The sequence below is a fragment of the Staphylococcus sp. HMSC62B09 genome (genome assembly GCF_001839115.1).
In the GTDB taxonomy this organism is placed as follows: domain Bacteria; phylum Bacillota; class Bacilli; order Staphylococcales; family Staphylococcaceae; genus Staphylococcus; species Staphylococcus haemolyticus.
This window is the reverse complement of the sequence record NZ_KV840163.1, coordinates 1-7,763: the sequence shown is the minus strand read 5'-3', so window position 1 is coordinate 7,763 and position 7,763 is coordinate 1. Positions and strand designations below refer to the sequence as shown.

7 protein-coding genes are annotated in these 7,763 nt (G+C 31.4%); 6 read left to right on the top strand and 1 reads right to left on the bottom strand.

All coding sequences use genetic code 11. The annotated features are described in order from the left end of the window. Positions 1 to 775, top strand: a 775-nt coding sequence (locus tag HMPREF3265_RS10925; protein WP_141764283.1) for a DUF1542 domain-containing protein, incomplete at its 5' end; no start/stop codon positions are given. Between the two features lie 93 nt (positions 776 to 868). Here the strand turns inward: HMPREF3265_RS10925 and HMPREF3265_RS10920 are convergent. Next, a complete protein-coding gene (locus HMPREF3265_RS10920) occupies positions 869 to 2,128 on the bottom strand; it encodes a BaiN/RdsA family NAD(P)/FAD-dependent oxidoreductase (protein ID WP_070861674.1) in 1,260 nt (419 codons plus the stop codon). 273 nt (positions 2,129 to 2,401) lie between these two features. On the opposite strand from HMPREF3265_RS10920, the gene HMPREF3265_RS10915 reads away from it, so the two are divergent. The 5 genes from HMPREF3265_RS10915 to dat all read left to right on the top strand — a co-directional run bounded on the left by HMPREF3265_RS10915 (position 2,402) and on the right by dat (position 7,726). Beyond that, positions 2,402 to 4,039, top strand: coding sequence for a putative polysaccharide biosynthesis protein (locus HMPREF3265_RS10915; RefSeq protein WP_053025160.1), 1,638 nt, complete (start codon positions 2,402 to 2,404; stop codon positions 4,037 to 4,039). Then, positions 4,036 to 4,728, top strand: coding sequence for a pseudouridine synthase (locus tag HMPREF3265_RS10910; protein WP_070861673.1), 693 nt, complete (start codon positions 4,036 to 4,038; stop codon positions 4,726 to 4,728). Before HMPREF3265_RS10915 ends, HMPREF3265_RS10910 begins: the two co-directional genes overlap by 4 nt. Before the next feature lie 20 nt (positions 4,729 to 4,748). Next, positions 4,749 to 5,174 (top strand): YtxH domain-containing protein, encoded by a 426-nt coding sequence (locus HMPREF3265_RS10905; RefSeq protein WP_070861672.1) that lies wholly within the window; start codon positions 4,749 to 4,751, stop codon positions 5,172 to 5,174. Positions 5,175 to 5,464: 290 nt separating this feature from the next. Further along, positions 5,465 to 6,874, top strand: a complete 1,410-nt coding sequence (gene pepV / locus HMPREF3265_RS10900; RefSeq protein WP_070440090.1) for a Cys-Gly-3M3SH dipeptidase — start codon at positions 5,465 to 5,467, stop codon at positions 6,872 to 6,874. A 3-nt stretch (positions 6,875 to 6,877) separates the two neighbouring features. Continuing rightward, a complete protein-coding gene (dat, locus tag HMPREF3265_RS10895) occupies positions 6,878 to 7,726 on the top strand; it encodes a D-amino-acid transaminase (RefSeq protein WP_070861671.1) in 849 nt (282 codons plus the stop codon). Positions 7,727 to 7,763: the final 37 nt, after the last annotated feature.

Here is a 7,763-nt window from a genome sequence, read left to right as displayed (position 1 = left end):
CCAACCGACGGTTGTTAAAAAAGATGAAGCGAAAACAGCGATTGATAATGCAGCTAGAACTAAAAAAGCAGAAATCGATCAAACGCCAAATGCGACAGAAGAAGAAAAAGCAGCAGCGAAAGCGAAAGTCGATGAAGCAGTTAAAATTGCGAAAGAAAATATTGATAAATCTTTAAACAATAACGAAGTCGACGAGTCTTTAAATAAAGGTGAATTGAAAATTAAAAATGTTCAAACTACAGTTATTGCGAAAGAAAAAGCGATCAAACATCTTATGGATATTGCAACAAAACAAAAAGCAAAAATTGATTCAAATCAATTTGCAACTGATGAAGAAAAATCGACTGCGAAACATAAGATTGATCAAATTATAAATAAAGCTTACGCAGCAATCAAAAAAGCAAAAAGTAATAGTGAAGTAAATAATATTGATGATAAATATAGTAAGTTAATTTCAGAAACAAATACTATAGCTAAAGCTAAACATGATACTCTATTAAAGCAAATTGTTGAAGAAAAAGAGGTTAAACTTAATAATATTAAATTTAATATTGTACAAAGTACTGAAAAAGTGAATGAAATACAAAAAGAAGAATCTAAAAATAAAAAAGAAAAAGTAAATTATAAATTAGAAGTAACTAAGTTTAATGGAAGCTCACAACTGCCTAATACAGGTGTGAATATGACATCTAACGTCGTACCATTAACTCAACTATCCTTAATAAGTGGATTATTCTTGCTATTAATATCAAAACGAAGAAAAAATGCTAAATAAGATTGAATTGCACTATTTTTGACAATCAAATTAAAGATTAATAGAACTTCCTTCAAACATTTTGAATACCAATATGTTTGAAGGAAGTTCTTTTTATTCTATTTGAAATATGGCTGCTTCATTTCCCGCTACATGGCCGGTAACTAAAGCACTTGTGATATTATATCCTCCAGTATAACCGTGAATATCTAAGACTTCACCACATAAAAATAGTCCTGGTTGAATTTTAGACATCATTGTTTTAGGCAAAATTTCTTTTAAACTTACACCACCACCAGTTACAAACGCTTTATCAATTGGTAGTGTCCCATTAACTTCAAAAGTAAACGCTTTAAAGCATTCAACTAATTGTTTAAGTTGCTGATTTGATAAATGATGAAAAGTAGTATTTTCATCAATTTGAGCTTGTTTTAGCATAAATAGAAGATACCTTTCTTCTATTAACCCTCTCAAACTATTTTTTATATATTTGTCAGGTTCTTCACTTAAGATGGATGTTATCTTCTCTTCTAGTAGATGATTTTTAAATTCTGGAAACACATCTAATTGCATTTTAATCTCTTTTTTCTTTTGGTTTTTTTGTTCTTTATAAACAAATTGACTACATCTAAGCGCTGCAGGACCACTTATACCAAAGTGAGTGAATATCATATCCATTTTATGACTTATTCTTTTTTTACCATTTTTCTTAAGTACAGATAATTCTACGCCTTTTAGGCTTAAACCTTTAAGTTCTTTAGATTTAATAAAGGACTCTGCTGAAGTTATAGGGACTTCAGTAGGGAAGAGTTCAGTGATACTATGTCCTAATTTTTTAGCAAACTTATAGCCATCACCCGTTGAACCTGTTTGAGGGACACTAGTTCCACCTGTTGCAATAATGACACTTTTACTTAAAAAAATACCTTTATCAGTTATAACGTTAAAAGTCCCGTTATCTTCTACGTTAATATCATTGACGATAGTTTCCTCTTTTATGTCAACTTTATTTTGTTTAATGGTATTTACAAGTGTATCAACTACATCTTGAGATTTATTTGTGACAGGGAACATACGGCCATGGTCTTCTTCTTTTAATTTGACGCCTCTGGATTCAAAGAAGTTAATTATAGATTCATTATCAAATACTGAAAAGGGGCTATATAAAAATTTTCCATTACCAGGGATATTTTTTATTATTTCTGCGTGAGGTAAACGATTTGTAACATTACATCTACCACCACCTGAAATTTTAAGTTTTCTACCCAGACCTTTTTTCTTCTCTAATAAGAGTACATTTTGACTTTGTTCTGATGCAGCAACCGCTGCCATAAGCCCACTAGGTCCACCACCTATAATAATCGTTTGATACATAGAGTAACCTCCATTTGTTAATCATAGTTCTCTTATTATAAATTAAAATACGTTTGAATTCTCAATAAATTTAGTTATAATTTAAGATTGGTTCATCATTAATTAATTATATATCTTGATTTATTATGCGTTTAAACTTAAATTTAGTAAAACTATTAAAGTAATTAGTAAACAATTAGTATTTTGTGATATATTTTATAGTAATGCAAGCCCTTAAAAATTACAGGTTTTAAATTAAATAATTTGATTATTAAAAAGGCAGGAAGATTAAATATGAGTGAAAATAAGGAAATGGTAAGAGGTACCTTTCTTATTACATTAAGTATTCTTATTACTAAAATTTTAGGTGTACTTTTTGTAATTCCTTTTTATGCCATTATGGGTGCAAATGCGGAAGAAAAGTTAGCACCATTCAACTATGCTTATGTTCCATATAATATTGCAATTGCTGTAGCAACCGCAGGCATACCGTTAGCTGCTTCAAAATTTGTAGCTAAATATAATGCCTTAGGTGCGTATAAAGTCGGACAAAAATTGTATAAATCGAGTTTTATAGTGATGTCCATTTCTGGAATAATTGGATTTTTAATATTATTCTTCTTAGCACCAGACATTGCTGCTTTAACGTTAGGACGTAAAGAAGGCAAAGGCGGTTGGACAATCGATGATATCACATGGATTATCCGAGTTATTAGTATGGTAGTTATGTTTATACCATTACTTGCTACTTGGCGTGGAGTATTTCAAGGTTATGAATCTATGGGTCCTACAGCAGTTTCAGAAGTAACAGAACAAATTGCTAGAATAGTTTTTATTCTTATAGGTAGTTTTTTAGTATTAAATGTTTTTCATGGTTCTTATCTACAAGCAAATGGTATAGCAACATTTGCAGCTGCTATAGGTGCAATTGCTGGTTTGTTAACGCTTTGGTATTACTGGCGTAGACGTAAACCTCATATTCAAAAAATGGTAGCTTCTGATCATACCGGTTTGGACGTGCCATACACAAAAATGTATAAGGAAATTATTTCATATAGTATTCCATTTGTTATTGTGAGTTTGAATTTTCCTTTATTTAATTTAGTGGATCAATTTACACATAATAATGCATTAGATGCAGCAGGGTTTCATGCGAATAAGGACTATTTCTTTACAATTTTAAACTTTACAACAAATAAAATTGTTATGATCCCAACATCTTTAGCTGCTGGATTTGCTGTTAGTTTAATACCATTTATTACCAAAACTTTTGCAGAGGGTCGCTTAAATGAAATGCATCGCCAAATTAAAACTTCAATTGGTGTATTGATGTATATAACAGTTCCGGCAAGTCTAGGTATAATGGCATTGTCTTCACCGTTATATACAGTATTTTATCAATACAATCCAGATGGTAATAAAATATTATTTTATTATGCGCCTGTTGCAATATTAATTTCTTTATTGAGTGTTACTGCCTCAATGTTACAAGGAATAAACAAACAAAAATTAACAGTTTTTGTAATTTTAGGCTCAGTATTTGTTAAATTAATCTTAAATATTCCTTTAATTATGATATTCCATACATCAGGAGCTGTTTTAAGTACTGCAATCGCATTAACGGTTGCCAATGTTGCAAACTTAATGATTTTAAAAGTTTATGCCAAGTTCCACTTTACTGATACATTGGTTCAAGTTGCTAAAATTTTCATTTATAGTTTAATCATGATGATAAGTGTTGAAGTAGTCTACTTCTTACTAAGCTTATTTATTTCTGTAGATCGAAAATCTGGTGCATTTATAATACTAATTATAGGGGTTATAGTTGGTGGACTGATTTATGGAACAATTACAATCAAGAACAGATTAGCTGATGAGTTTTTAGGGGATTTACCTGGTAAGATTCGTCGTAAAGTTGGATTCCTAAAATGAGATTAGATAAATTTTTAGCAAACATGGGTGTTGGAACGCGTACTGAAGTTAAACAACTTTTAAAAAAAGGAAAGGTCACAGTTAATACTTCAGTCGAGAAGTCACCTAAATCTTATATTAACCCCACAGAAGATACGGTTTGTGTAAATGAAAAGCAAGTTGAGTTCGTTAACAATGTTTATATTATGCTAAATAAGCCAAAAGGTTATATTTCAGCCACACACGATGAATCAAATCGAACAGTAATTGATTTAATTCCGGAATACCAACATCTAAATATCTTTCCAGTTGGAAGGCTAGACAAGGATACTGAAGGTTTACTACTCATTACAAATGATGGTCAATTTAGTCATGATTTAATGAGTCCCTCTAAACATGTTTCTAAGACATATGAAGTGACATCGCAAAATCCCGTTACTAAAGCTGATATTGACGCATTTAAGAAAGGTATCATCCTTTCTGACGGTCCAGTCAAACCAGCACAATTAACTAGAATAAATGAAACTACATCACAGGTTACAATTTATGAAGGTAAATATCATCAAGTTAAAAGGATGTTTCACGCCATTGAAAATGAGGTATTAGAATTAAAACGTCTTAAAATCGCTAAGTTGGCGTTAGATGAAAATCTCAAATCTGGAGAGTATAAGTTACTTTCAGATAAAGAATTAAAACTTTTACAGCATTAATAAAGGAGAAGGTGTTTAATATGGCTAAAACTACAGGTTTATTTAGAATAATTGCTGGTGTTGGCGCTGCAGCTGCAGCAGTAGTATTATCTCGAAAAGAAAGTAGAGATAAATTAAAAGAACAATATAATAAATATAAAGAAGATCCAGAGGGATACAAAGAAAGCGCAAGAGGCTTAGCAAGTCAATTAAGTTCTAAAGCTAATGAAACAATTCAAGAAGTTAGAAATAATCCTCAAGACTATGCTAATCGTTTAAAAAATGATCCAAAATCATTTTTAGAAGAAGAAAAATCAAAATTTACTAATTTAGATGCTAATAAAGAAGATTCATTAGAAGAAGGTAAATTTGATGATGAAGGTGGCGCAACTGTTAATAACAATTTAAGAGTTGTCACTGAAGAAGACTTAAAGAAAAATAATAATGCATTAGAAGATAAAGATTAATCTTGATTTTATCTAAGATGTTTTTGAACCTGAACATTGAAAAATGTATTAGGTTCTTTTTTATTTAATAAGAAGATACATTTGAAAACAAGTAACTATAATTATTACTAAACATGCTAACGTACAATCTTGTTAAATATAACTCCATATAAGGGTGTCAAATGTATAAATTTAATATAGTTAATAATATTTTTTATAAAATCTATAAATATTCTGACATCTTACTGTAATTTATATCCATAGTTATGTAAAATAAAATGTATATCTATTGAAAAGGAAGTTGATCTCGAATGTGGAAAGAAAAAGTTCAAGAATATGAAGGTCAAATTATCGATGATTTGAAAGGTCTACTTTCAATTGAGAGTGTCAGAGATGATTCAAAAGCATCTGATGAAACTCCAGTTGGTCCTGGACCACGACAAGCACTCGATTATATGTACGAAATTGCACAAAGAGATGGTTTTTCTACCCATGATGTAGATCACATTGCAGGCAGAATTGAAGCGGGCAAGGGTGACGATGTATTAGGCGTTTTATGCCACGTTGACGTTGTACCCGCCGGAGATGGTTGGGATTCAGACCCATTTAACCCAGTTGTAACTGATGATGCAATTATTGCTAGAGGTACGTTAGATGATAAAGGTCCTACAATAGCTGCTTATTATGCAGTTAAAATTTTAAATGATATGAAAGTTGATTGGAAGAAACGCATTCATATCATTATAGGTACGGATGAAGAATCCGATTGGAGATGTACTGAAAGATATTTCCAAACTGAAGAAATGCCTACATTAGGATTTGCACCGGATGCAGAATTTCCAGCTATTCATGGTGAAAAAGGTATAACAACTTTCGATTTAGTCCAAAATAGCACTTCTGAAGACCAAGATGAACCAGATTATGAATTAATATCGTTTGAATCTGGACAACGTTATAATATGGTGCCAGATCATGCACAAGCTAGAGTATTTGTAAAAGAAAATATGACAGACGTTGTACAACATTTTGAACACTACTTAGACCAAAATAAATTACAGGGTGAGAGTGTTGTTGATAGTGGTGAGTTAGTTTTAACGCTTGAAGGTAAAGCTGTTCATGGTATGGACCCTTCATTAGGAGTTAATGCCGGTTTATATTTATTAGATTTCTTATCAACATTAAATTTAAATCAAACTGCAAGAGAGTTTGTAGACTTTAGTAATCGTTATCTTCATGAATCACACTTTGGTGAGAAAATGGGTATGAAATTCCATACAGACGTCATGGGTGATGTAACAACAAATGTTGGTATAATTTCTTACGACAATAAACAAGGTGGACGTTTTGGCATAAACTTACGCTATCCTCAAAAATTTGAGTTTGAAGAAGCAATACAACGATTTACAAAAGAAATTAAAGCATATGGATTTGACCTTGAATTAGGAAAAGTTCAACAACCTCATTTTGTAGACAAAAATGATCCATTTGTACAAAAATTAGTTAAAGCTTATAGAAATCAAACTGGTGATATGTCTGAACCATATACAATAGGTGGAGGAACATATGCTAGAAATCTTGATAAAGGTGTAGCGTTTGGGGCTATGTTTGAAGATTCAGAGGATTTAATGCATCAAAAGAATGAGTATATTACTAAAAAGCAATTGTTCAACGCGACAAGTATCTATTTAGAAGCAATTTATTCGCTATGTGTGGAGGGATAATCTATGACAAAAGTTTTTATTAACGGCGAATTTATCGACCAAAATGAAGCTAAAGTATCTTATGAAGACCGTGGTTATGTATTTGGTGATGGGATTTATGAATACATTAGAGCATATGATGGGAAATTATTTACAGTAACAGAACACTTTGAACGATTTATTAGAAGTGCAAGTGAAATTCAATTAGATTTAGGCTATACTGTCGAAGAATTAATAAATGTAGTTAGAGAATTATTAAAGGTAAATAATATTCAAAATGGTGGTATCTATATTCAAGCTACGCGTGGTGTAGCACCAAGAAATCACTCGTTCCCAACTCCAGAAGTAAAGCCGGTTATTATGGCATTTGCTAAAAGTTATGATCGTCCATATGATGATTTAAAAAATGGTATTAATGCAGCTACTGTTGAAGATATTAGATGGTTACGTTGTGATATTAAAAGTTTAAACCTTCTAGGAAATGTACTTGCAAAGGAATATGCGGTTAAATACAATGCTGGTGAAGCAATTCAACATAGAGGGGAAACTGTTACAGAAGGCGCTTCTAGTAATGTATATGCGATTAAAGATGGTGCCATTTATACGCATCCTGTTAATAATTACATTTTAAATGGTATTACTCGTAAGGTTATTAAATGGATTTCTGAAGATGAAGATATTCCTTTTAAAGAAGAAACATTTACTGTTGAATTCTTAAAAAATGCTGATGAAGTCATTGTTTCTAGTACATCTGCTGAAGTGACACCAGTTGTTAAGATTGATGGTGAACAAGTTGGTGACGGTAAGGTAGGTCCTGTTACTCGTCAATTACAAGAAGGCTTTAATAAATATATTGAATCTAGAAGTAGTTAATTCAGGCTCTACGTCAAATCGGACTGATGAGTCCAAA